This is a genomic window from Sphingobium sp., assembly GCF_033795625.1.
Classification (GTDB): domain Bacteria; phylum Pseudomonadota; class Alphaproteobacteria; order Sphingomonadales; family Sphingomonadaceae; genus Sphingobium.
The window spans coordinates 1-1214 of the sequence record NZ_JARYGI010000083.1 but is presented as its reverse complement, the minus strand read 5'-3'; the positions used below and the strand labels follow the sequence as shown (position 1 = coordinate 1214).

General features: G+C 59.3%; 1 protein-coding gene. It reads left to right on the top strand.

What is annotated here, in order from left to right:
• Positions 1–65: 65 nt before the first annotated feature.
• Positions 66–1192 (top strand): IS3 family transposase gene (locus tag QHC67_RS18635; RefSeq protein ID WP_319296647.1). Its coding sequence is split into 2 segments (ribosomal slippage): positions 66–297 and positions 297–1192, totalling 1128 coding nucleotides; the frame shifts between segments, so codons are not numbered across the junction.
• The last annotated feature ends 22 nt before the right edge of the window (positions 1193–1214 follow it).

The following is a 1214-nucleotide window of genomic DNA, read 5'->3' as shown; positions in this document are numbered from 1 at the left end:
TGGACTTGTAACGGTTTTGCGCCGGTCACCTGAGCGATTAGAGCTCGCAACAGGAGACCGACGAGATGATCAAGCATACAGAAGAGTTCAAGCAGGAGGCGGTGCGGATTGCGCTGACCAGCGGATTACCCCGCGACCGGGTTGCATCGGATTTGGGGATAGGGAAGTCGACGCTGGGCAAATGGGTGTCACAGTATCGGCCATCTGACCTGGTGGCAGCGCCGCAGGCAGATCTGGCGCGTGAGAATGAACGCCTCCGCCTTGAGAACCGTGTGCTGCGGGAGGAGAGGGAAGTGCTAAAAAAGGCCACACAGTTCTTCGCGAGCCAAAGGCCGTGAAGTTCGCGTTCGTGCATGGCTGGCGGCATCGTTGGTCCGTTGAACTGCTCTGCCGTGTCATGCTTGTCAGCGAGCGCGGCTATCGTTCCTGGCGCTCGCGGCCGATCAGTCGGCGGGAACGGACGGACATGAAAGTGCTGGCTCATATCCGGGAACAATACCGCCTCAGCCTGGGCAGCTACGGTCGCCCGAGGATGACGATGGAGTTGAAGGAGGTGGGGCTCGATGTTGGCGAGCGCCGGGTCGGACGACTGATGAAGATCAATGGGATCAAGCCGGTCCGCACGCGCAAGCACAAGGTTACGACGGATAGCCACCATCGCCTGGGGGTCGCAGCGAACTGGCTGGACGGCGACTTCGCCGCCGATGCGCCCAACCGTAAGTGGGCGGGCGACATCACCTATATCTGGACCTCAGAAGGCTGGCTCTACCTTGCCGTCATTCTCGACCTGCATAGCCGACGTGTCGTTGGTTGGGCTGTCAGTGACAGGATGAAGAAGGACCTGGCGATCAGGGCGTTGGATATGGCGGTGCGCCTGCGCCAGCCTCCCAAGGGCTGCCTTTTCCATTCGGATCGCGGCAGCCAATATTGTTCTTACGATTATCAGAAGAAGCTGCAGGCCTACGGCCTGCGTCCATCGATGAGCGGCAAGGGTAATTGCTACGACAATGCCTCCGTCGAGACCTTCTTCAAATCCCTGAAGGCGGAACTCATCTGGCGGCAGAGCTGGCCGACACGGCGTCAGGCGGAAGCTGCAATCTTCCAGTACATAAATGGCTTCTACAACACCCGTCGCCGACATTCATATCTGGGCGGCATCAGCCCACTCGCGTTCGAAGCCAAGGTGGCATAATGAGATAGGTGACCGGCACAAA